Origin of the sequence: Waddlia chondrophila WSU 86-1044 (assembly GCF_000092785.1) — a bacterium.
Classification (GTDB): domain Bacteria; phylum Chlamydiota; class Chlamydiia; order Chlamydiales; family Waddliaceae; genus Waddlia; species Waddlia chondrophila.
Map to the genome: position 1 here is coordinate 1505886 of NC_014225.1, position 23553 is coordinate 1529438.

Here is a 23553-nt window from a genome sequence, read left to right on the forward strand (position 1 = left end):
CAAAGAATGACAAAAAAAGATCCAATAAATGAAAGGAGACAACAAATATGAATTGACGGGGAGGTTCATAATCCTGGCTTATTTTGCAACTCACCCCTATTATTGAAAATCTTGGAGAATTTTTACCAGCTAAGATTATGAAACAAACAATTCTCGTTGTTGGAGGGGCCGGCTATATTGGATCCCACGTCAATAAACAACTGCATGAAGCCGGATATCAAACAGTTGTGCTAGACAATCTCTCAACCGGAGACAGGAAAAGTGTCACTAGAGGCTCCTTCATCAAAGGGGATGCTTCCTCCTCCAAACAGCTTGATGAAATTTTTAAGTCGCAGAAAATCGATGCCGTGATGCACTTTGCAGCCTTTACCGATATCGGTGAATCGGTTGCAAATCCCTACCAATACTACCGCAACAACGTCTGCCATACGCTTAATCTTCTCCATGCCATGGAGAGATACAAGGTGGATATTTTTATTTTTTCCTCAACTGCTGCAATCTTCGGCCTTCCTCAAACAAATAAAATCGCGGAATCCCATCCTAAAAATCCAATCAATCCTTACGGAAAATCCAAATTGATGGTAGAGCAAATGTTATCGGATGCGGAAAGTGCGTACGGACTGCGCTCTTGCGCTTTGCGCTACTTTAATGCTGCAGGAGGTGATCCCGAGGGAGAAATAAAAAATCATAAAAAGAAGGAAACTAACCTTATCCCCATCCTATTGCGCAGCTTGAAAAGCGGAGACCATTCGATCACCATTTTTGGTACAGACTACCCGACTCCCGACGGCACCTGCGTTCGAGACTATATCCATATCCTCGATCTAGGCCAAGCGCACATCCGGGCCATGGAGCAACTATTTAACGGGGCTTCCTCTTCTCAATATAACCTGGGAAACGGCCAGGGATTTAGCGTAAAGGAAGTGATTTCAGCTGTGGAATGTGTGACCAAAATCCCCGTTAAAAAAATCAGCGGAGAGAGAAGGCTCGGGGATCCCCCCCTATTATTAGCCGATTCGCGAAAAGCAGAGCAGGAATTGGGTTGGAATCCTCGATTCCCCTCCCTGGAAGAGATGATTTTCCACGCATGGAACTCTCTTAATTAAAAATTAATTTATTAAAAAAAATAATTTTATCTTGTATAATAAACTCAAAAGGTGATGTTAATAAAAAAGTGAAGTATCATGGCACAGCCAGACTTTCAATCCAGATTTCCTACCGATAATTTTTTTCATTTTGGCCTAAATGATCAAGCAATCGAAAGCGCAACTCAAAAAATCGATCAACTTTTAACCGAAGCCGGAAAATGGGTGGCCGATGACAAAAAGCCGCAGGCAAGAGCCTCTGCAAGGAGCCGCATCCATGTCATCCTTGAGGTTGATAAAAACAATCCTTATCTAATTAAGAATGTAGAGGTTGTCCAATCAAACTGGCTAGCCTGGCAAATCACAAAATTGGGGAAATTCATTCAAGGAATCCGCGAAAACAAAACCTATCATTTTGGGAAAGGAGGCGCAATCCGCAATTTATCACAGTATATGAAAGCTTTATCTGAAGAGTATGCTAAAAATTCTTCTTTAGACGATCATCAAATTCTCCGATCTGAAAGCAGTTTTAACCCTACAGTTCGAAAAATCAGCAATTTTCTTGAGCTCATTACTCCTAACAAGAAAAAGGGGGGAAATCAAAAAAAATTGAAGACGTTATACCTTCAACATGACATTGCTATTGCGCATGCTATGGTACGCAAAGGGATTCAATTGTTAGATTCAAATCCTCAACAAGGAATCCTCGATATTTTAGAAGGGAGAAGAGAGTTATTATTTAGAGGGTATGACTTACATGAATACAGCAAAGATCTCTTCGAGAGTTTCAGGTAGTCCTAAACAAGTAATGCCATCCTTTTGTTGTAATCACAAATGAAATACTGAATCATACCAATATGGTTGGCTAATTTTTTTGAAAATGACAGGGTTTTCCTAACCAGCCTCGAACATCTTTGCCTCAAGGTGTTGTTAAATCTTTCAATGTAACTCGTTTTTCCTGAATTTTTTCCGACTGCCTGGTGTTGCTTCCAAGGAAGGACTTCGTAGTACACAGAGAACCTATCAGAGTAAAAGAAGGTTTTTTTTTTAAATCCTCAGGAAGTTTTGCTAATAATGCTTCGGCAGCTCTCTTATCCCTTTTTCCTACATGCATTGCCAAAACCTGCCTGCTAGCCGAATGGAACGCCAACCAAAGCCATTGCTGATTTTTCTTATTTCCGACATAACTCCACTGTTCATCAAGCTCTATAATTGCCACTTCAAAATCCTTATAATCCTTGACCACAGTAGCGTTTAAATCGTCGGGCAACTCATAAATTATCTGTTGTATAAAGCTGTAGTGCTACCCGTTAATCAAGCAAAAACTAAGAGAGTTTTCGCCCCCCTGATACAGGAATTTTCGAAGCTCTCAGATTGCAGTAAATGCTGCCTTTCAGCTCGCTAACGCTCGGCATTGACCGCAATCTGATTTCTCCTTCAATGCTTCCTATCAGGGGCGCTCGCATTAAGCAGCCTCACATTTATAATAATGTTTTTCCATTTCATTTGGAGATCGGTATTTCAAAGTAGAGTGCAGGTAATCGGAATTGTATTTCAGAACCCAACTTTGCAATTCTTTTGAGAGTTCTTCTGAAGACCTCCATTCTTTTAGCCATAAAAGCTCCTCTTTCATGGTGCGCATGAATCGCTCGGTCTCTGCATTTCCCTTTGGATTGTTGTAGCTTGTGTAAATTTGCTCTACATCTACTTTTGAGCAGTAACGCATATAAGCCTCTGAAGTGGGCTGACATCCGTTATCTGAGACAAGTTTTAGTCCTTTGCCACGGGCCCCTTCTGGAAATTGCGTGTTAAGCGCCCGGTCTAATGCTTCTAGCCAGTCTATTGACTTAGAGCGCCTTCCAGACTTCAACCCCACAATTTTTTTCGTGTACCAGTCAAGTACAACTGTTATGTAAGTCCAGCCATCGCCTTCGACAAAAACTTTTGTCATGTCTGTTCCCCATATCTGATTAGGTTTTTCCGCCTTGGGCTTCGGTCGATGATGTCTATCAGCAGTTTTAGGCCTCATTTTTTTGGCGCAAAGAAGATTTCGCTCTTTCATAATTCGATAAATGCGTTTCAAATTGCACGGTATTCCATCTCTATAACGCAAACTTGCCCATACTCGCCTGTAACCCCAAAAGGGGTGCTCCATTTTTATCTGAGCAATTCTTTCGGCGAGGACATCATCGATTTTTCTTCTTATCTCAGGACGTTTTCTCTTCACAGATACCACTCCTCGTCGTTTTTTTTTAACTCGAGAGTAAGATCTGCAACCACTTGTTTCAAACGATTGTTTTGCTTCTGAAGACGTGCTTCCTTTTGGTCTGATTTTCCTTTTTCAAACGCTCGGCTCGCATTGTTTAGAAAACAGTCCTTCCATTGGTAGAACTGAGCCTGACTTATTTCGTATTCAGTGCAAATTTCGGCAAGGGGACGACCCTTTAATCCTTCCAATACAATTTTTGTTTTTAATTCAGGAGTCCATTTTCTTCGTTTCATGAGTAAAGCCCTATAGTTTAGATAGTTATTTTACTCTCTTAGCACCTTTTATGTCTTAACGGGGAGCAGTATAAAGCTCAATAACCAGGGCATACTCACACTGAAAATTCTACAGATGCCTTCTAAAGAAACTCTTTCCAGAAGTGCTTGACGGACCTCACTTTTAGTTTGATCTGTAATAATTTTTTGTTGGGGGTCTAGAACAAATTGGCGGCCGCAAACAAGGCAACGATGATTTTGTTTTCCATTGTGGATATGTCCATTCTTTTTTACCGCGGTTGACTCGCATTTAGGGCACGATGGGTTCATTTCATTTCTCCAGCTGTTATGGCTGAATATGAAACTTTAAATTTCCATCAGTGTCAAACGAATTTTGATTTGAGCATTACATGTTTAGGACTACCGAAATCGACAAAAAAATAAGACAGCTCATTGATAAACAAAAAAAGGAAGAATTCATGCTTCTTGCAAATGAAAAAACAAGAATTTTGGAAATGGTTGCAGCCTATAAAGAGAGAAGAGACCTTGAAAATCAGTTAAAAAGAGCAGAACAAAAAGCTGGTGAAGCTGAGGCAAAAGTCATCGGATGGAACCAATTATTTCAAGGATTGCATCATTTTACCAAAGTCTTTGCCCGTTACGCCAAAGCAGATGAGACGTCCAAACAAGTGGCAGAATTAACCGAAAAAATGAAAAGCGGAAAAGAGGAAATCTCTGCCCTTAGACAAAGGCAAGAAGTTATTCATGGAAAAATCGAGCGTTTGAAAACTTATTACAAGGCACAAGCTTCTATAAGCTCTGCTCAAGCAATGGCGGGGCTTCTCGAACGCATCGGCGAGTTTCAAACTGCCCAAATTTAACATTGCAAAGTCTAATCAGTGGGAGTAAAATAACTCCCTTATGACTGAATATCAAGTACTCGCCAGAAAATACCGCCCCCAGACATTTCGCGAAGTCCTGGGTCAGGACGCTATCGTCGCTACTCTGAAAAACGGCATCAAAAAACGGAGAATGGCTCACGCCTACCTTTTTTCCGGCTCTCGCGGCACAGGCAAAACAACCTTAGCACGCCTCTTCGCCAAAGCTCTCAATTGCCAGGCGCCCTCCAATGATTGCGAACCGTGCAACGCTTGCTCTTCCTGCAAGGAAATTGCAGCGGGCAGCTCGCTCGATGTGCTGGAAGTCGATGGTGCTTCCAACCGAGGAATCGACGACATCCGGCAGATCAATGAAACCGTCGGCTACTCCACTGCTTCAGGCAGGTACAAAATCTACATCATCGACGAAGTGCACATGCTCACCAAAGAAGCGTTTAACGCGCTTCTAAAAACGTTGGAGGAGCCGCCCGAAAAGGTAAAATTCTTTTTCGCGACAACAGAGCCGCATAAGGTGCTTCCAACAATTCTAAGCCGCTGCCAACGCTTTAACTTAAACCGCATTCCTCAAGATTCCATCATTGGCAAGCTAAAACGGATGACCGAAGAGCAGGGCTTCCAAGCTGATGAAGACGCTTTGCGCCTTGTCGCCAACCGAGCTGACGGAGGCTTGCGCGACGCAGAGTCTCTTCTCGACCAAATCCTTTCTTTTCATGAAGGGGGTATTATCGACAGCCAATCGGCTGCAAAAATTCTGGGAGTGATGCCGCAAGAGACTTTTTTCCGCTTGGATAAAGCAGCGCAAATCTGCAACTTTGCCGAAGCATTCGAAATCGCAGAAGAGATCTTTTCCGAAGGGAAAGACTTGACTCATTTTGTTGAAATGCTGTCGGAACATTTCAGAAACATTTTAGTCGTCAAATTATCCGGAGCCGACACTCCTCTTTTGTCTCTTTCCGAAAACGCCAAAAAACAGTACATAGAATCTGCACAAAAATACCGCAAAGAGCAATGCCTGGAACTTATCGACTACTTGGTGAAGACACAACAGGAGATCCGCTTTGCCCCGTCTCCACGCATTGCGTTGGAAGCTGCTCTTTTGCATGTCATCCGGACTGTCCACAAAATCCCAATCGAAGTGATTGTGCAGCGGTTAGCCGAATTGGAGAACAAAGCCCTTTCCATACCGCAAACAGCCTCCCCTCCTCCGGTAGCACAACCTGCCCCAAAACCGAAGCCAAAGGAGGCTGCGCAGCCGAAAGAAAAACCAAAACCAATGCCGGCAAAGCTCATCGATCCGGAAAAACAAGCTCAATACGATACTCTTCTCCAGTTCGCAGCCGTCGAGCTAGAAGGGACTCTACAAAAATCATCACAGAGGTAGTTGAAAATGGGAAAAGGATTCCAGAAAAAGAAAAAGCAAGCACGTCAAATGCAAGAGCAATTCGCTCAACTTCAAGAACAGATGCAAAACGTCGAAGCTGAAGGACAAGCAGGCAATGGTTTAGTCACGATCAAGCTGAACGGAGATTTTGAAATCAAAAGCCTTAGGATTAAGCCCGACTGCGTCGACCCTGATGATGTCGAGGGGCTGGAAACATTAATCAAAGCTGCGCATAAAGACGCTATGGAAAATGTGCGTAAAACGATGCCTTCAATGGGCGGCGGCATGCCCGATCTCGGAAGCCTGGGCTTTGGTTTTTAGAGGCGCAGCCTAACAATTGTAAAGCTGATCATCGGGAGAGTTGCGCATGTACTCTTCCGAAAGCAAATCTTGAATCTCTTTTGCATGCGGCAGCATCAGCGCTTTCTCAGCAAGGGCGCAAGCTTCTACAATGCAGCAGCTGCGCACAGCACGACGCACAGTCGGAAGATAACGGGGCGCAACAGACAATTTATGAACCCCCAAACCAAGAAGAAGTGCGGTAAAACGGGGGTCAGCAGCAATCTCTCCACACACAGTCACAGGGATTCCCTGATGGTTTGCCTCGCTCACAATGAGCTTAATCATCCTTAAAACACTTGGATCTGTCGACGCATGAACCTGATGGGGCGAATGGCTGCGGCGGTCAACAGCTAAGGAATATTGCACAAGATCATTGGTCCCTATAGAGAGAAAATCGCACTCCTTGGCGATAAGGTCGGCGACAATAGCTGCCGAAGGCACTTCAATCATCGAACCGACACGCACTTGCGGAATCCCCTCCACCCCTTGTTGACTAAGCTCTTCAGTTGCTTCAAATAAAAGCTCCTTAGCTTCAACTAACTCAGACAGCGTCGAGATCATAGGAAACATGATGCTAACATTTCCATGGCAGCTCGCCCTCAAAATCGCACGCAGCTGAGATTTGAAGATATCACGTTCTTTTAGGAGATAGCGAATGGCTCGGCAGCCGATAAACGAACTCCCCTCAGCAGGGAAATAAGGGTTGAGCATTAACTTGTCGCCTCCGAAATCAAAGGTGCGAATCACAATGGGAAGACCGCGCATCTTCTCAACAAGTTTTTTATAAAACAAACACTGCTCTTCTTCTGTAGGGAAGGAATCGTTGTTCAAAAACATATACTCGGACCTGAACAGCCCCACCCCTTCTCCACCATATTCGTGAAGAACATCCACGTCATCTACCATATCGATATTTGAAAAGAGCTTGATCCGATAACCGTCGATTGTTTCGGCAGGCAGCGGCTCCTTTTCTCCCCAGGAGATCACTTGGAGCTCAAGCTTCTGCTTCAATTCTTGATAAGCTTTCAATGTCTCTACAGTAGGATAAAAAATGATATCGCCTGTGCGGCCGTCTACAATTACTTGTCCTTCCTGTTCCAACTCCAACAGCTGTTCAAACGCAATATCAGACACATAAGGAATTCCTTTTGCTTTGGCAACAATCGCCGCATGAGAAGTCGCACTCCCCTTATGCGTCACAAAAGCTTTAACGAAAGAAACGTTCGCCTCTGCAGTATCGAAAGCGGTCAAATCATCGGAAAACACGATGGAGTTCTCTGGAATATCGGCAAGAGACACACTGACGCTATCGCGCAAGTACCCCATAACCCTGCGGGAAATATCCTGGATATCTTTAAACCGCTCTCTGAAAAAAGGGTCGGCCAGGGACTGAAACTTTTTTTGATATTGGCTGACAAAAGAATGAAAGACATGCTCGGCATTTTTGAAAGACCTTCTAATCTCCTCTTCGATATGCTGAGTCAACAATGGATCCTGCATCATCTGGATATGAGCATCTAAAATCGCTGCGCCTTCCAAAATTTTTTCTTTCTTTAATTTTCTCTGAAGTTTCTTAATATCATCCCGGCTGCGCTCGACTGCCCTGCGATAACGGTCGATCTCTTCATCGATATCTTTTCTCGGAATGGTAAATTCCGGAACATTATCCTCGATTAAAGTAAAAAAAAAAGGGTTTGCCGATCGCAATGCCTCGGCAAATCGGAGCTCCCTGCAAGCAAACTTGCCTCTCTTTAACCTTCATGATTCTCCAAACTGGGTATCGAAAGCTTCCACCAGCTTCCCCATAACCTCTTCTGCGTCATGTCCTTCCACAGTAATCGTAATACGGGAATTGCGCTTGGCAGCGAGCATTAAGATACTTAAAATACTTTTAGCATTCACTGTTTCTTTCCTGCAGGTGAACTGCACACTGCTCTGTACGCGCTGCAAGAGCTTGACAATCATTGTCGCAGGCCTGGTATGAAGACCCAGCCGATTTTTAACTTGGACTTTTTGTACTAATTTCACTGTCGAACGACCTGGATTGCGGTTTCTTGTTGATCATGTTTAACAATTTCGAATTGAATTCCTTAGCCGAATGATAGCCCATTCCCCTTAAACGATGATTTAAAGCAATGGTCTCTAATAAAAGAACGACATCTCTTCCGGGCTTTACAGGAAGAATATGCAAAGGAAGCTTCACTCCAAGAATGTCGCAAAATTTCTCATCAAGTCCAACTCTGTCGTAAAAACTTTGCTCATCCCAAGACTCCAATCTAACGACAAGGTCGATACTCTTGTAATCCCTCACACAAACAGCGCCGTAAAGGTTTGCGACATTAATGATCCCAATTCCGCGGATTTCCATGTGATGGCGCGTCAACTCGGCACCACTTCCTTCAAGATAGTGGCCTTCCCGTTTTTTCACCTTGACGATATCGTCAGAAATCAGGCGATGCCCCCTTTCGATCAGTCCCAAGGCAGCTTCGCTTTTCCCAACAGAAGAATCTCCTTGAATCAGCACACCTACTCCAAAAACCTCAACAAGAGTTCCATGCACACTCATGCTCAAAGCAAATTCCTCATTAAGAAGGAGAGTCAGTTTACTGAGTAAATTCATCGTGCTCATGCTAGCGCGAAACAGCGGAACACCGCGCTCTTCGCACAAATGAATCAATTCCTTGGGTGGACGGAACCTGCGAGCAACAATCACAGCAGGGGTAGGTGTGACCAAAACCCCCTCTAGCCTTTCCACGCGGACCGAAGGTTTAAGATCGCGCAGATATTCAATTTCCACCTTGCCAAAAATCAAAATTCTTTTATCTGCATGTCCCTTTAAATATCCTGACAAGCTTAAACCGGGCCTGTGAGCCTCAGGAACTTTGATTCTCCGCTTCATCCCAACGCTTCCGCTGATCAGCTCAAGGCCTAGGCGCGCTCCGTGCCTTTTGTATAGATCCTCAACTAAGTACATTTATATGTTCATCTGTTCCAGGTAAAAAATTAACCAGCCTAGAAACGTCGGGAATGTCATCGTTTCAGAGCTTTCGCCGTTTCCGATCTCCGAAATGGAATTCATCTCTCCGCTGTAATACACATTCCCCATCTCCTGTTCCGGATGCCAACCGCTCCAGAAGCACTGATAATAAGGCATCCCAAACGATTTATAGAAAGGGATCAACCCCTCAGGATCAACTGGATTTCCGCTCGTCGTCGTCACCATTCCTTGGCTTGCAATGAGCGCTTGCAGCTGCTTGTAAGTAGAAGCAACCTTTTCAGCACTCATAATACCGGTACAATCCGTTGTTTTACAGAAACCATTATGAATCTGCAAAAAAGCTAAATAATCTTCAGGAAGAATATAATCTAAGAACAGTTTTTGTAAATCAATAACATCTTCTTCTGATGCCGGAATTGCTCCTCTATAAAAACCTCGGTTTTGACTGACGCTGTACACCATTTCCACTTTCAGCGGATCCGATTTTTTTACCTGAGTCGCAAAACACCCCACATCATCTAATTCTCCAAAAAACTGCGAAATCGCCTCATCCAAATGAAGATGATAAGGGAGCTTCGCAAGCCAATAATCCAACGTAAACTGAATCCTGTCATTTCGGGGAAGTTGACAAAGCTCATGCCAGCCTTTCGGCAGAGCCGGAATAGAATCGCATAGATTTTCCCAATCCATATCGGGACAGTCGTGAAAAGAAATGACCTTAGAAAATTTTTTCCTAGGGATCTCCTCATCGGTATAACCATAATAGTGAAGGACATGCTCGTTCATGAATTTGCAACCATTCGAGTTCTCTTCAATATAAGGGCTTTCCCCTCTCCTGTAAATAAAAAAATTCTAGAATTTTTATTAATTATTAAGCTATAGTAAAGATAGGTAAAGCAATGAATTTTGATAGCAGAGCAGTCATTATTGGAGTTAATCTCCGCGATCTGGAAAGCCAAATCTCGGGAAAACATCTTTTCGTCGACGTTGTCTTCATCGACAGGTCGAATGAAATTCTCCATCCATTGCTCTACCAACTGAACGCCCAGGCAATGCGATCTGACCAAGATTTAGAACAATTCCGTCGCAACGGTTATCTTTCTCTTGGCTGCAACGCCTTTGCAATGGTTGGCGAAGTGATCGGAATTGATAAAAAGAAAAAGCAGATCCATCTAAGAAACAACGATTCTGTCACCTATAAGCACTTGATCACTGCAACTGGATTAAGCCAGACTCAAATGGGTTCTGTCCACGACCAGGAGATGACTGCCGGATTCCATACACTGTCGGAAGCTCTCCGGATCAACAAAAATGCAAGACAGCTGCATAGCAGCCCTTCATTTGAGCATCTGCGCTTTAACAAACAACGGACGCATGCCTTAACAAAGCAAAAAACGGCAGATGAATCGACGATTCAAAATCTGATCAAGACTCTTTCACAATACGACTCTTCAAAACCTTTGGAAATGACCTTGGCTGGCACTAGTACCCTGTGTACTAGCCACAGGCTCTATGAAGTTCAGCTCTAAGCATCCCATCCTCATTTACGCATCCGCTTCACTCTTCGGCTTTTATTCTGCAACAGATCTATCCCCTTGGTTAAGCATTCCTTTAACCGCCTTCTTTTTCCTCGATCGAAATCGACTGCTGCTTTGCGCAATCTTATTCTGTACTTTCTTCGCCTATTCGAAAATCAACTACCCGACTCTTTCCATTCCTCCTGAAGGGATTCATTGCCAAGTTCTTTTTACCCCTTCCTCTGTTGCCGCTTCCCGTTCAGCATTCGGCACTCAATGGATCTATCAAGGAACAGCGACCACCCTTCTTCAGAAAAATACAGTTCCTTGCCAAATCCGGCTGCCAAAGCGAGCATCAGCTCTCCGCCCTCCTGCAGACAGATCCTACATGATCAAAGGGATCTTGAAGCCCGGATACGGGTACCAAACCTCTCTTTACCCCGACAAGGAAGAGCCCTGGCTTCCCATCAAAGGAACATGGACCCCGACAGAGTGGCGCTATGCTTCAAAACAATGGGTGAAAGGATATGTGTCCAGACATTATTCCCCTTTCCAGTCCGCTGAATTTTTAGGAGGAATTTTAACAGGAGATTTTGAAGACCAGGCAATTAAGCGATCGTTCGGACGCGCGGGCCTACAGCACATTCTTGCAATTTCAGGTTTTCACTTTACCATCCTTACTGCAGTTTTTCTCTTTTTTTTAAGGCTCCTTCTCCCTCCTAAATGGGCACTAAATACACTCCTCATCCTATTATGTTCTTACTTTGTGTTTTTAGGATGCGGCGCATCCATCTTGCGCGCCTTTCTGATGAGCCTCTGCGCAATCATCGGCCTTTTATGCCGCCTGTCTCCGGTCGCTCTAAATTCATTGGGATTTGCTGTTTTTGCTATCCTTGCAATCGATCCTCTGCTCGTTTTCTCGATCGGTTTTGTTTTCAGCTTCAGCGTTACAGCTTCCATTCTTTTATTTTTTCCTTCGACCTTGAAACTTCTCAACGCTATTTTTCCTTCCAGGGAAGCCCATGTTCTGAAACAGATGGGAATTGCCGACCAACATTGCTATCTCATCGTAACAGCTGCCAAAAACACTCTTGCCCTTGCTCTCGCGGTGAATCTAACCGCAATCCCTTTAACCCTGTTTTTTTTCGGAAAATTTCCTCTGATCAGCCTTCTATGCAATCTAGTTGTCCCATTGATGGTCAGCATATCAATGTTTTTGTTTATTCTTGGCATCTTCATTCCCTGGCTGCACGGCCTGAACCAATTCCTTGTAAGAATTTTGCTAGACTTCGTTGATCAGCTGCCAGCTCCTCTTCATGTGCATTGGCGCCTGCCCTTAAACAAGCCTGCTCTGCTTGGATGGTTGACTGCAGCAGCTTTGCTCGGCATTTGGGGATGGAGAAAAGCGGAGCGGCGCCTGGAAATCATCTATTGACATTTAAAGCGCATTCCTCCAATATTTCCCTCATTAATGGCGGTCGTAGCTCAGGGGTTAGAGCACTGGATTGTGGTTCCAGGGGTCGAGGGTTCAAATCCCTTCGGTCGCCCACCTTTTTTTCCTGTTTATGTCAACTGTCGAAGCGATTATCCTTGGAATCATTCAAGGCCTCACAGAATTTTTCCCTGTCAGTTCTTCTGGACATCTCACTCTGGCTCAACATCTTTTTGGAATTGAAAACCTCTCTCGAATGATCCCTTTCGATCTCGTCTGCCACCTCGGCACTCTTCTTGCCATCTTCATTGTCTTCAGAAAACAGATTAAGTCTTTGCTGACAAGCAACTCCAAGTTTCTGCTTCAAATCATGATCGGCACACTTCCTCTATTCCCCATCCTGCTGATCCTGAAACAAATAGAAAATTTGTACGATCAAACGGAGCTGCTTGGCTATTTTTTTCTGATTACCGCAGCACTCCTCTGGATCGGCATTCGCAGCGGCTACGAGCAGGCAACTGAAAAAAAACAAAAACATTGGATCAGAACCCCTTTAATCATTGGCATTTTTCAAACATTTGCCCTTTTGCCCGGTGTCTCGCGAAGTGGAGCGACCATCTCCGCTGCCAGATTATTAGGTTGGAAAACTGAGGAAGCTCTAACTTTTTCATTTCTTCTTGCAATTCCAGCCATCTTGGGAGGAACTGTTCTCAAAACAATCCAGCTGCTTTCCGGAAACTCATCTCTAATAGGCAATCTGTCCATCTCTAACTACCTGGCAGGGTTTGCGGCGGCATTCGTGTTTGGCTTGGCAGCTCTTAAAATCCTAATCAAGCTGGCAGCTAATCAAAAAATGATGTATTTTGTATGGTATTGCCTGTTGATCGGGCTAGCCTGCATTTTATTGAACTGAAGATTATGAGTGGAAAACGCCGCACAAAAGCGGTCAAAAAAAAATCGAAGAAACAACCGTTGGCAATCAGCGACCTGCCTGCCGAGGCGCAAGGATCGCTACTGTTTGCTCTTGGCCTCATGATGCTGGTCAGCCTTTTGAGTTTCGCGTACGGCGAAGGCTCAACCAATTGGCTGGGCCTTGTCGGCTATACCCTTGGCTGGATCCAAACTGCCCTGCTTGGACTGTCGAGCTACCTGCTTGCAGTCTACGTCGGGTGGATCGGCTGGCGCATCATGTTCAAAAAATCGATCAACAACCTTGTTTTCAAGCATTTGAAGGTTGGGCTTCTCATGGTTTCCTTCAGCTTGATCCTAACCTCCATCGAAGAACTTTTTCCCTCTGCATCCGAGCAGATCAGAAGCTTTTTCTACACCCAGCTTTCCCGGCGCAACCTTCACTTCCATCTCGGAGGAGCTCCTTTCTACTTTCTCTATAAAGACTTGCCGTTATTGAATTTGGAAAAAATCCTAAACGCTGGAGGTGTGCTGATCACCTCTTTTTGCCTGCTCCTTGCCAGCATCCTGCTTTTAACCAAAACTAATCCCCGTTCCATTTTTTCCTTTTTTGCTTCGCTTAAGGAAAAAATCGGGGAACAATTCAAACAGGAATTGAAGCCGGCTCCTGTTATTCAAGAACCCGGAATTAGGCCCAACCTCTTACGCAATGTCAAATTGCGCATCCCTTCTTTTTCTTCTGCGAAAAAAGAAAAAAAAGAAGATCATGAACTATTGGAGATCAATCCCGATCTAAACTTGAAAGACCGTCCGTCAATCTCAAGAAAATCTCTAAGTGAAGCATCTTCGAGCTCGCAGCCATTTGAAGGGCATAAAGAGCGGATGCGCACTCAGGCAAAAGAGACACCGACTAAACCGGAAACTAAAGAGGAACGCAGGGAACGCGCATTGCAAGAGCAAAGCGTGTACAACGGCGACTTTACGAATTACAAACTTCCTGTGTCCTCCATGCTGACGCCGCCCAAAAGAGTGGATCAATCGTCACTCAAAAAAGATCTGCGCCGTCAGGCCGAAGTTTTGGAGGAAACGCTGCTCAGCTTCGGAATTGAAGCAAAAGTGGGCCAGATCAATTGCGGTCCAACCATCACATCGTTTGAAGTGCATCCCGCAATTGGCGTGAAAGTGCAGAAAATCAAGGCACTAGAAAGCGACATCGCCCTTAATATGGAAGCAAAATCGATCCGTATTCTGGCTCCAATCCCCGGCAAAGCAGCCATTGGGATCGAAGTTCCCAATCCAAATCCGCAAGAGGTCGGATTTAAAGAATTGCTCAATTCTTACCAGCAGGGATCAAAAAAGTACCAAGTCCCTCTTCTGCTTGGAAAAACCGTCAACGGCGATTATGTGACCGAAGACCTTGCACGGATGCCTCATTTGATTATCGCGGGTGCAACAGGATCGGGAAAATCGGTCTGTATCAATACGATCGTGATGTCGATTCTGATGAACGCAAAGCCTGATGAGATCAAAATGATCATGGTGGATCCCAAGAAGGTCGAGCTGACTCCCTATACACGCCTTCCCCACATGCTTGCTCCGGTCATTACCGAACCTGCTGGCGCTTGCGCCGCTCTTCACTGGCTCGTCAAAGAGATGGAAAACCGCTATGAGATCCTCAAACAGGTGGGATATAGAAACATCACCTCTTTCAATGAGAGGAAAATCGATCGGGAATTTGAAGAGGGATTGAAAAAAGAGATTCCGGAAAAGATGCATTACATTGTTTGCATCATTGATGAATTGGCCGATTTAATGATGGTTGCGAGCAACGATATCGAAACGCACATCGCCCGAATCGCTCAAATGGCGCGCGCTGTCGGGATCCATTTGATTTTAGCCACGCAGCGCCCCTCCAGAGAGGTGATCACAGGGTTGATCAAAGCCAACTTTCCCACCCGTATTGCATTCAAAGTCTCCAGTCGGATCAACAGCCAGATCATTCTCGATGAAGTGGGAGCCGAGACGCTTCTTGGCAACGGCGACATGTTGATGCTTCCTCCAGGCGTCCATCATCTCACCCGTGCGCAAGGAGCTTATATCCGCGACGAAGACATCAATACGGTTGTGCAAAAAATCTGTGATCAATCGCCTCCCAATTATGTCATCGAATCTTTCGATCAAATGGAAAGTCTTGGAGCATTGGACAACGCCGGTGACATCAGCTCCCGCGACCAGCTCTATGATGACGCTCTTGAGATCGTTTTGAGCACAGGAAACGCTTCTACAACGTTTTTACAGAGAAAGCTCAAAGTTGGTTATGCCCGTGCTGCCAGCATTATGGATCAGCTGGAGGAAGCGCGCATCGTTGGACCGGCAGAAGGTTCAAAGCCTCGGAAAATTCTCGTCAAATCAGAGACAGCTGACGATCTATTTGATGAATAACCACTTAAATAATAGGCGGACATGTTTGGATACACTCCTCTTGCTTCAGGATCGAAAGGCAACTGCATCTATCTTTGCACTCCCCACTGCAAGCTTTTGATCGATGCAGGGATGAGCGGACTTGCCATCAAGAGAAGACTTGAAGAGATCAATGTCGACATTGATGAGATCGATGCGATCCTCGTCACTCACGAACACTCCGACCACATTCAGGGATTGCGCGTACTGGCTTTTAAACATCGAATTCCCGTTTTTGCCAACCACGAGACGGCAAAAGGAATTGTCAACCGATTTCACGACTGTCCAAAATTCAAAATTTTTTCAACAGGAGAGTCCTTCGAGTACTGCGGCTTAGAGATCCATCCTTTCAGTATTCAGCATGACACTCTTGATCCTGTCGCTTTCACGATTAAAATCGACAACTTGAAAATCGGATTCTGTACAGACTTGGGGTTTGTGACCTCTCTCGTCCGTAAAAATCTCCTTCAATGCGACTATCTCTATCTGGAAGCGAATCACGAACCCTCAATGGTTCATTCATCCGCTCGGCCAGATGTCTACAAACAACGCGTTTTAGGACGTAGCGGCCATCTCTCAAATCAAGCTTGCGCTGAGCTGTTAACCCAAATTGCCCATCCTAACCTGAAGCATGTCCATCTTGCTCATCTTTCTGAAGAATGCAATTCCGAAGAGAAAGCGATGTCGACAGTCAAACAGATTTTATCGGATGCAAACATGAATCTAGAGTTAAGCATCGCCCCTCAACACTCTATTGGAAAATCTGTAGTTTTTAATTAGGGCGTGTAGGCGATTTTAGGAAACTGAAGGAATATGTTAAAATTTTCTCAATTTTAACGCAAAGACCGCAAAAAAAATGTGAATATGTAAGACGTCAGCAAAATAAGCCTTTCAACTTATCAAGAAATCCCTTTCTCTTAGGAAGGTTTGCCGGGCTTTCCAACTTTGCAAACTCTTCGAGAATTTCGCGCTGCTTTTTAGAAAGATTAGTAGGCGTTTCAACAAAAATCCGCACAAGCAGATCCCCTTTTCCATGGCCATGCACATTGGGAAACCCTTCTTTTCTCACGCGGAGAATTTTTCCGCTTTGCGTCCCTTCAGGAATCGTGATTCGGCAAGAGTGGTCTGTCAGAGAGGGCACCTCTTTTTTTGTACCCAAAGCCGCTTCAGAAAAACTTACAGGAAGATCAAGAAGAATGTCGTCTCCTTGACGCTCAAATACATCATGAGGCTTAACATTGATAAATACATACAAATCTCCAGGAGGGCCTCCGTTGGGTCCGGCATCTCCGTACCCCGCCATCTTAAGCCTCATGCCTGAATCGACCCCAGGAGGAATATGCACCTTGACATGCTGCTTTTTCTTGGTCATCCCCTTTCCATGACACTCCTTGCAAGGATCGGTCACCATTTGCCCTTCACCGTGACACTGCGGACAGGTCATGGACATGCTGAAAAAACCACGTTGCTCAAAGACTTGACCTTGGCCCCCGCATCGATCACAAGTTTTGATGCCATCGGAAGAACAGGCCCTCTTCCCATTGCAAGCACTGCACACGACATAATTCGTAATCGCCAACTCCTTGTCGACCCCTTTTGCAGCTTCTGCAAAATTAAGCGTGATATTCGCACGCTTGCTCGCTCCCTGGCGCTTGCTGCCTCCCTGAGCTCGGGCAAATCCTTCGCCGCCGCCAAAGAAACTATCGAAAATCGAATCGGCGCCCATGCCTCCAAATGCTCCCATGAACGTGCGCAACGCTTCATCCATAGAAGCAAAACCGGGGCCTCCGCTCATACCGGCGCCTCGTAAACCATCCTTTCCGTAGCGATCGTAAAGCTGCCGTTTTTGATCATCACTGAGCACTTCGTAAGCTTCTGAAATCTCTTTGAATTTTTTTTCTGCTTCCGCATCTCCCGAATTTCGGTCAGGATGATACTTTAAAGCCATCTTACGATAAGCTTTTTTAATCTCATCGGAAGATGCATTCTTAGAAATCCCTAAAACTTCGTAATAATCAGTCATACTCAGAAGCGGCACCTAGTTTTATCGGAGGATGTTTACAAAAGATAGAGAGTGAGAATTGCAGTAGATTTTTCTCTGAGAGGATCCAAAAAAAGATCTTCTCATGAAAAAGATGCTGCAAAATCTATTGCTGAATTTGTAAACATCCTCTCTGGTTTAAAAAAAAATAAATAAAGCTTGCGTACAAGCGACGGTTATCTTCTATATTTCAAAGCAGCTTTAGATTTCGCACGCTTTTTGATGGATGGCTTCATGTAAAAGCGATGGGCCTTTACAGATTTCATGACTCCTTCCTTATCAAGGCGTTTTTTAAGAGCGCGCAATGCCTTATCTATCGATTCACCAGGTCGAACTTTTACTGTCGTCATTAATGATCACCTAAATCTCGTTTGATGGTTTATACTGAAAGGAAATTAGCATACAGGAAAATAAGATATCATTCAACCCCTCATGTAGAGAAGGTCTAAAGATCCGTCAATTGAAAATTCCCCGTCCCTGTATTTTTTTTCAGCTCTTGAAGCAAAATGCTCCACGTTGATCGCTGTTTCCTGCCATTCCCACTGCCGGTTCAGATCATTTTTCTGAAATTTTTCCTGCAAACTTCTGCAATGGGGAGAAACAATCACATCGACATCTTTAAGCACAGAACCAATATGCTCCATTTTCCACACTTCAGGCCCTGTCAAATAATTCACCTCATTTCCCTTTTTTCTGCCTTTCATCAGATAACAGCCAGCCATCTTTGCATCAATCATCGCTGCAAAGATCCCTTGATGATCGGAAAGATACCCTTCAAGAGAAGAGACGCCGATAAGAGGAATGCCATGCGCAAAAGAGAGTGCTTTGGCAACCATGGACCCCACTCTCATTCCGGTATACGATCCCGGGCCGATCCCAACAGCAATCAACTCAATCTGACTGGATTGGATTTCGAGAACCTTGAGCCCCTCTTCAATTTTAGGCATTAAAAATTTTGAGTTGTGCAATCCCAAGGGCAAGCCGGCAAAATAACCGACCTTTCCATTCCGAATAAACGCGGCAATCCCTCTATCAGAACAAACATCAACGACTAACGTTAACATGAACGCCACTCAATACGGGTGGGCACAAAGACCTTTTCCAAGGTGCGGATGAAATAACTGTCGGTCATACCGGCAATAAAATCTGCCGTTTTTTGAATTGGAGAAGACTCCTTCAAATACGCCTCAGGCTTGTTCTCGAGAAAGTTTTTCCAAAGATAACTGTTTTCCTGCTGGCGTTCGAAATCTTGTAAAAGGTATTCAAAAAGGATGCGATAGCTGCGCTTCACTTTAGCCGACTCTTTTTTCAAGCTTGGATCCTGATAGATCCTTTCAAAATTAAATACCCTCAATATTTTCAAAGCTTCGAACGCTTCATCGGAAATCGCAATGTAATTTTTTTCAAAACTGTTGGAGATGATATCGCAGGCCAACGCTTTTAAGATTTCCCGATTCGATTTTCCAAGCAAAGTCTCGGGCACATCCCTCCGTTCGATGATCCCCAAATTGATCGCGTCTTCGATATCTTTTCCAAGGTAACTCATTGTGTCGCAAAGTTTGACCAGACACCCTTCCAACGTCGCAGGAATGATCGTTTCTTCCGGATATTTAAGCTTTGTTTCCAGATCTTTAAAATGATCATCCCAAGTTTTCCCATATCGGGGCTCCAAATGCGTTTTACGCATTCCTCCGTCATGGCAAAGGATCCCGTCGTAAACGGTCAATCCGAGATTCAGAGGTTCAATTTTTGAAAATAATCGGCATGATTGATAAGGATGGGCAAATGCATACCCGCCATATTCCTGAGTTAGCTCAGATAAGTACCCCTCCCCTTCATGGCCAAACGGCGGATGGCCGACATCGTGGCCGAGAGAGACAGCTTCCACTAAATCCAGATTCAACCGCAAGATCTCCGCAATGCCCCGGGCAAAATTACCGACAAGCTGCACATGAAGACCTCGATGCGTAATATGGTCATTTTCAATAAGGTAGGCAACTTGTGTCTTATCGATATAGCGCGCATAAGCCTTGGAATGCACGATTCGATCGACATCCCTCTTATACGGCAAACGATGGTCAACCTCGCTCAACTTATAACGCTTATGGCTATCTGAAAAAGCCGCCATGGGATGCATGTTGGCTTTTTCATTTTCCTGCGCCTTTTTGCGGCATTTCTCAAGAAGCGGAGAAACGTTCTCCGCTACGTTTAAGGGGTAAAAGCTGGGGAGTTCTTTCATACTCCCCAGTATAAACTAAAGACTATATTATTCGCCACCCACGCGCAACGGAACAAATGGTGTTTTAAGGAATAGGGTTTTATGCAACGCTTTCAATTGTTCGACATGCTTGAAGCTCATCTCCATCCCTTCAACAAATCTTTCAACCCTTTCTGTAAGAGGGGGACGTTTGCGCACCAAAAGAGCGCGCACCATCATCAGCATCAACACATGCCCTTGCTGCTCTGAGGTCAGTTTGCCGTCTTTTTGGCTGACGATGTAGCAGTTTGCCGCCAATTGAGCATTTGTCCCGGCTCCCCGGTCAATCTGATCTTTGCAGCTTCCATTCACAGAATCGAAGTCTCCCTCTACAATAATCATTTTTACAAGGTTGTCATAGAAAAGTTCGATGAACCAGCGCCGCTCTTCAACAGAGAGGTTCTCTTTGCCTTCGAATACCTTCTCATGAATTTGTTCAATGACATTTCTCGCCTTTTCGTCAAATTCCGGGATCAACTCGCGAATCGTCTCAGGAATGTAGCTGCCGGTGATGTGACGTTTCCCTTTACAAACCTGTTCAAATACATTGCCTTTGAATGTTTCAGCAAGATCCCTTTCTTTCCACTCTCCTTTCTGCTCATAAAAGGTAGAATTTTTCGAAAGAGCGATCGCAAAGTAAGCGCCTTTCACATCTTCATCATCTTGTTTGTCGAGAATCAACTTGCAACGAGCTGTTTCATCACCATTGATAAGGGAGGCCGTCCAACCTGTTTTTGGAATCAAATTCTGGTTATTGATAAATAAGTGTTTCTTTCCGACAGTTTTGTACCGCTTCATCAAGGCGATAAACTCTTCATTCATATGAGCTTGTGACCAAGAATCCTCATTTGTCGGCGTTCCCATACCCAACATTTTCACCTCTTTTTTCCCTACACGCAAACTCCAGAAATGGTGCGTCGGGTTTCCTTGACGATAGGGGTCGAAATTTCTGTTCCACTGACCGCGGGCACTGTTTGCCCATTGATTGAAAAGAGGAGCTTTTGCGCTATAAGGAACTGCACTGATCCTGTGATAGATCGTATTGATCCATTTGACAAAAGGATGCTCGCCATGGACAGTGTCATCCACTTCCTCTGGCAACTGTCCTAAGGCATCCGCCCCCATTTGGTTAAACAAAGCCAGCGTGTCAAAACACTGTTTTTCTAAAGAAACATGAGTAAACATAATCTCTGCAATCTGATGGAGGCTGGAGTTCTCCGAATCGCTCTTAAGCTCCTTTCGCAAAACGGGGATAAATTGCTCGTTGATCAAACTCCTCACCTGCCCCAAATAGTCTTGGCTAAAACGAGAGTCGTCAGTAGTATCAATTTCCACTTCGCATAAGATATCGTATAACCTCTGCACAGCATCACGATGGTTGCCGACAAAGAGCCTGCTGGATACTAAATCCTTGTCCTGTAAAACGAAGGGAAATGCTTTTTCTATATGCTTCTTCAGTTCCAGCACTTGCGTTTCGTATTTTATCACCTTCCAGGCAAGGTCCTTCACTTCCTGTGATTGACCGAACGCGCCGCCCAAGCGCTCCCAAAATGTTTTCGTCGATTCGACTTCTTCTTTTTTCGGTAATTCTTCTATCAATGCCTCAATAATTTCTAGAGCTTGATTAAGCTCTGACTCATCGCTTTCTAGCTCCAGCTTTTCTTCAATCGCTTTTGAAACTTCAACTAACCGATCGCCCATCTCTTGCATCAACGCCAAATCGCTTTCATTTTTCATCGATGAAGCTTCATGCATGAAGGCATGAATATCTTTTTCGATATTCTTAATTGTTTCTAACATTCCTTCTACACCTAAAGGAGGTTTTGCCAACGTTTCCAGTTCTTTATTACACTGAACCAGCTGTTTTCTAGCTTGCAGATACCGCTCCGACTTCAGCTCTTTACCGAAAACAGGTTGGACAATTGTATCTACTTTGGAAGCTGACGATTCCTGTGGACTGTCACTGTCGGACGGCTTCCGAAGATTGATAGGAGCATAGTGCCGTACCATCGCCCTAAAAACTGCAATTCCTCCCAACCCCAATAATGGCAAAGTCGCAAGCGCCGCCAATGCGGTTACTGTTATTGTTTTAAGCTTTTCCCACCTTGTTAATTGAAAAAAATCTTCCCTCGCTTGGAATTTATGAGAGAAAGGGCAAAAATAACTTGCAATTTTCATGAAATATTCCTTTATTTTTAATAAAAACACTAATATAGAATTGAATTTTAAATAAACTATAAAGATTAAAACTATATGACTATTAAAAATTTATTTAACCAATTAACTTCTTACCTTTGTCCACCAACTGAACACGTTTACTCCTCTCTTTACGATTCTCTTTGCGATGTGCAAACAGCGCTCGACCAACAACGAAATTTTCAAGAAGTCAGACAAGACGGCATCGAGCAATTAGCCGAAAAATTGAACGGGATTGTCGATGAAGTGATTAAAGTGGAAAGCAGTAGTTCTTTTGACCAAGACGACCTGCATAAACTTTACGAATTCTCCGGTTCATTACTCACTATCGATCCCGTCAACGCGGCTTTATGGGAGCGATTAGCAAAACCAGTGCAAGAGTTTATTTGCAGCCTTCACCCCCTATTTCAACCTCCAACAGATAAGATCGACCTAGCCATGCGCATCCCTCGCACTTCCAGACTGGGGAAAGGAGAAACAAAAACTTTGATGTTTGGAGACCGGCACATCTTCCGCGCAACTTTCTTAAAAACTTCTTTTTCAAGACTTTCCTTTTCCATTGCCAAGCAAAAAGACCTTAAGCTTAAAGCAACAGCTTCTCTGGACTCAAGGATACAAGAGAAGGTTCAGGAATACACGGCTCATCTTCCTTATGGAATCAACATTTTTTTTCACATAGATAAACTTCTAAAGACAATCCGACAATTCGGCAACCAGCCAAACCTGAAAGTGCAAATCGTTTCGCAGCTGACCCATCAGTTGTTTATCGCAAAACAAACCTACTTGAACATGATGCTTCATGCTGTGGGCATGCCGGCCAAATATCCTCTGGAATATGCCCTTCAAGGAGAATGGATCATCGAGCCGCGAGAAACATCCGAATCTCCTCAAAAGATTGCAGACCAAATCGCACAGTTTCTTATTTTAGAGAAAACTTTAGGGATCTATCTTCTGGGAGACTCTGAAAGTGTGCTAGATCCCGAACAAACAGCCTTATTTGAAGTAAAAGAAAACTTGCTTTATTGTTCGATCCCGAGGAAGCGAATTGAATTCCTACGCATGCCATTCGAACAAAGGCTAAAAAAGGTCAACGACTTCCTCGCGCAATCACATCCGGATTTTGCCCGCTGCATTCCTCAAATTGAAGAAGCGGTCGGCAAAGTTCCTAGTCCCAACAAAATAATCGAAATGATCAGAGAGGGATTTGCCTCCGGACGATTAGAAAGAGACCATCCACTCAACACCGCAATCGTTTCCGTATGCCTTCAGCTGCCTGAGGCATTCTTTTCACCCCCTATCGAATGGGATCAATTTCAATCTCCAAAAGATTTTTTCCTTTACTGTAAGCTCCAGCTTGAAACTTCAGGAAAAAGTCTAGAAATCCCTGAACAACAAACCTTTTTACAAGAACACCTCATTCTCATTTCCGCATGGCCGGAGGACAATCCAGAAGAAAAACAGCTGCGGTTGGAAAAGCTCCTCTTTGAAAACCTTGCACAATTTCAAAAAAGACGCATTGCCTCAATCATAAAAAACGCTCTAAAAAATTGAAAAT

22 protein-coding genes, 1 tRNA gene and 2 pseudogenes are annotated in these 23553 nt (G+C 44.3%); 12 read left to right on the top strand and 13 right to left on the bottom strand.

Annotated elements, in window-relative coordinates; all coding sequences use genetic code 11:
* The first annotated feature begins 137 nt into the window (after positions 1-137).
* A complete protein-coding gene (galE, locus tag WCW_RS06825; RefSeq protein ID WP_013182476.1) occupies positions 138-1106 on the top strand; it encodes a UDP-glucose 4-epimerase GalE in 969 nt (322 codons plus the stop codon).
* Between the two features lie 78 nt (positions 1107-1184).
* Positions 1185-1880 (top strand): hypothetical protein, encoded by a 696-nt coding sequence (locus WCW_RS06830; RefSeq protein WP_013182477.1) that lies wholly within the window; start codon positions 1185-1187, stop codon positions 1878-1880.
* 2 nt (positions 1881-1882) lie between these two features.
* On the opposite strand, the pseudogene WCW_RS10435 reads toward WCW_RS06830, so the two are convergent.
* The 4 genes and pseudogenes from WCW_RS10435 to WCW_RS06850 form a co-directional block, all read right to left on the bottom strand.
* A pseudogene (locus WCW_RS10435) lies at positions 1883-2379 on the bottom strand (IS1 family transposase); the annotation flags it as partial.
* A gap of 171 nt (positions 2380-2550) precedes the next feature.
* Positions 2551-3312, bottom strand: a complete 762-nt coding sequence (locus WCW_RS06840; protein WP_013181286.1) for an IS3 family transposase — start codon at positions 3310-3312, stop codon at positions 2551-2553.
* The gene (locus WCW_RS06845) at positions 3309-3587 is read right to left on the bottom strand and encodes a transposase (RefSeq protein ID WP_013181641.1); all 279 of its coding nucleotides are present in this window, start codon (positions 3585-3587) and stop codon (positions 3309-3311) included. The genes WCW_RS06840 and WCW_RS06845 overlap by 4 nt, the downstream gene beginning before the upstream one ends.
* Positions 3588-3656: 69 nt before the next feature.
* Positions 3657-3896: pseudogene (locus WCW_RS06850) on the bottom strand (IS1/IS1595 family N-terminal zinc-binding domain-containing protein); the annotation flags it as partial.
* Positions 3897-3976: 80 nt separating this feature from the next.
* On the opposite strand from WCW_RS06850, the gene WCW_RS06855 reads away from it, so the two are divergent.
* From WCW_RS06855 to WCW_RS06865, 3 genes are read left to right on the top strand one after another with little or no spacing between them, the layout of a single operon-like run.
* Positions 3977-4447 carry a hypothetical protein gene (locus WCW_RS06855; protein WP_013182480.1) on the top strand — a complete coding sequence of 157 codons (471 nt, stop codon included), beginning with the start codon at positions 3977-3979 and terminating at the stop codon, positions 4445-4447.
* A gap of 40 nt (positions 4448-4487) precedes the next feature.
* The gene (gene dnaX, locus WCW_RS06860; RefSeq protein WP_013182481.1) at positions 4488-5846 is read left to right on the top strand and encodes a DNA polymerase III subunit gamma/tau; all 1359 of its coding nucleotides are present in this window, start codon (positions 4488-4490) and stop codon (positions 5844-5846) included.
* 6 nt (positions 5847-5852) lie between these two features.
* Positions 5853-6167, top strand: a complete 315-nt coding sequence (locus WCW_RS06865; protein WP_013182482.1) for a YbaB/EbfC family nucleoid-associated protein — start codon at positions 5853-5855, stop codon at positions 6165-6167.
* 9 nt (positions 6168-6176) lie between these two features.
* Here WCW_RS06865 and ptsP read toward each other — a convergent pair whose 3' ends face one another.
* From ptsP to WCW_RS06885, 4 genes are read right to left on the bottom strand one after another with little or no spacing between them, the layout of a single operon-like run.
* Positions 6177-7895, bottom strand: coding sequence for a phosphoenolpyruvate--protein phosphotransferase (gene ptsP, locus WCW_RS06870; protein WP_013182483.1), 1719 nt, complete (start codon positions 7893-7895; stop codon positions 6177-6179).
* A gap of 51 nt (positions 7896-7946) precedes the next feature.
* Complete coding sequence (locus tag WCW_RS06875; RefSeq protein WP_013182484.1) at positions 7947-8216, bottom strand: HPr family phosphocarrier protein; 270 nt, start codon at positions 8214-8216, stop codon at positions 7947-7949.
* Positions 8188-9162, bottom strand: coding sequence for an HPr(Ser) kinase/phosphatase (gene hprK, locus WCW_RS06880; protein WP_013182485.1), 975 nt, complete (start codon positions 9160-9162; stop codon positions 8188-8190). Before hprK ends, WCW_RS06875 begins: the two co-directional genes overlap by 29 nt.
* The gene (locus WCW_RS06885; protein ID WP_013182486.1) at positions 9163-9972 is read right to left on the bottom strand and encodes an SMI1/KNR4 family protein; all 810 of its coding nucleotides are present in this window, start codon (positions 9970-9972) and stop codon (positions 9163-9165) included.
* A gap of 113 nt (positions 9973-10085) precedes the next feature.
* On the opposite strand from WCW_RS06885, the gene WCW_RS06890 reads away from it, so the two are divergent.
* The 6 genes from WCW_RS06890 (at position 10086) to WCW_RS06915 (ending at position 16284) form a co-directional block, all read left to right on the top strand.
* On the top strand, positions 10086-10715 hold the full coding sequence (locus WCW_RS06890) for an NAD(P)/FAD-dependent oxidoreductase (protein ID WP_013182487.1): 630 nt from the start codon (positions 10086-10088) through the stop codon (positions 10713-10715).
* Positions 10699-12138, top strand: a complete 1440-nt coding sequence (locus tag WCW_RS06895) for a ComEC/Rec2 family competence protein (RefSeq protein ID WP_013182488.1) — start codon at positions 10699-10701, stop codon at positions 12136-12138. Before WCW_RS06890 ends, WCW_RS06895 begins: the two co-directional genes overlap by 17 nt.
* Positions 12139-12177: 39 nt before the next feature.
* A tRNA-His gene (locus WCW_RS06900) sits at positions 12178-12250 on the top strand.
* Between the two features lie 18 nt (positions 12251-12268).
* Positions 12269-13048 (top strand): undecaprenyl-diphosphate phosphatase, encoded by a 780-nt coding sequence (locus tag WCW_RS06905; protein WP_013182489.1) that lies wholly within the window; start codon positions 12269-12271, stop codon positions 13046-13048.
* Positions 13003-15486, top strand: coding sequence for an FtsK/SpoIIIE family DNA translocase (locus tag WCW_RS06910; RefSeq protein WP_013182490.1), 2484 nt, complete (start codon positions 13003-13005; stop codon positions 15484-15486). Before WCW_RS06905 ends, WCW_RS06910 begins: the two co-directional genes overlap by 46 nt.
* A gap of 21 nt (positions 15487-15507) precedes the next feature.
* A complete protein-coding gene (locus WCW_RS06915; protein ID WP_013182491.1) occupies positions 15508-16284 on the top strand; it encodes an MBL fold metallo-hydrolase in 777 nt (258 codons plus the stop codon).
* Between the two features lie 94 nt (positions 16285-16378).
* On the opposite strand, the gene dnaJ is transcribed toward WCW_RS06915, so the two are convergent.
* The 5 genes from dnaJ to WCW_RS06940 form a co-directional block, all read right to left on the bottom strand.
* Complete coding sequence (gene dnaJ, locus WCW_RS06920) at positions 16379-17527, bottom strand: molecular chaperone DnaJ (RefSeq protein WP_013182492.1); 1149 nt, start codon at positions 17525-17527, stop codon at positions 16379-16381.
* Between the two features lie 194 nt (positions 17528-17721).
* A complete protein-coding gene (gene rpsU, locus WCW_RS06925; RefSeq protein WP_013182494.1) occupies positions 17722-17895 on the bottom strand; it encodes a 30S ribosomal protein S21 in 174 nt (57 codons plus the stop codon).
* Positions 17896-17967: 72 nt separating this feature from the next.
* Positions 17968-18609, bottom strand: coding sequence for a tRNA (adenosine(37)-N6)-threonylcarbamoyltransferase complex dimerization subunit type 1 TsaB (tsaB, locus tag WCW_RS09770; RefSeq protein WP_013182495.1), 642 nt, complete (start codon positions 18607-18609; stop codon positions 17968-17970).
* On the bottom strand, positions 18603-19784 hold the full coding sequence (locus WCW_RS06935) for a deoxyguanosinetriphosphate triphosphohydrolase family protein (RefSeq protein ID WP_013182496.1): 1182 nt from the start codon (positions 19782-19784) through the stop codon (positions 18603-18605). Before WCW_RS06935 ends, tsaB begins: the two co-directional genes overlap by 7 nt.
* A gap of 27 nt (positions 19785-19811) precedes the next feature.
* Positions 19812-21980, bottom strand: a complete 2169-nt coding sequence (locus tag WCW_RS06940) for a hypothetical protein (protein ID WP_013182497.1) — start codon at positions 21978-21980, stop codon at positions 19812-19814.
* A 75-nt stretch (positions 21981-22055) separates the two neighbouring features.
* On the opposite strand from WCW_RS06940, the gene WCW_RS06945 reads away from it, so the two are divergent.
* Entirely contained in the window at positions 22056-23549 is a 1494-nt protein-coding gene (locus WCW_RS06945) for a hypothetical protein (protein ID WP_013182498.1), read from the top strand.
* The last annotated feature ends 4 nt before the right edge of the window (positions 23550-23553 follow it).